The sequence below is a fragment of the Caballeronia sp. M23-90 genome (assembly GCF_053574605.1).
The window spans coordinates 1-251 of record NZ_JBSIPA010001081.1; the positions used below are offsets into that span (position 1 = coordinate 1).

At 56.6% G+C, this 251-nt stretch carries 1 protein-coding gene; it reads left to right on the forward strand.

Features of this window, described 5'->3' with window-relative positions:
- On the forward strand, window positions 1-211 hold a 211-nt coding region (locus ACRXB1_RS37900), incomplete at its 5' end, for a hypothetical protein (protein WP_449494996.1).
- Window positions 212-251: the final 40 nt, after the last annotated feature.

Genomic DNA, 251 nt, shown 5'->3' on the forward strand with positions numbered 1-251 from the left:
CTGGGCCAGGTTTTTTGACGGGGTCGAGACCTCCAAGAAGCATACGGCCACTGTCTCTGCGCGCATCAAGTGTACGCCCCTGAAGTTTCTATTCATGAGGGTCGCGCCCAAGCGCGTGGGGCGGTTTCCTAAGAAACTCACCTTCACGCTGGCGAGTCCTGAGGCTGTAGTGAATATCCAAATTGCGCCGCGCGGCGATGAAGCTGTTTGATGACACGGTCCCTGTACTGCTGTTCGTAATGATCCGCACC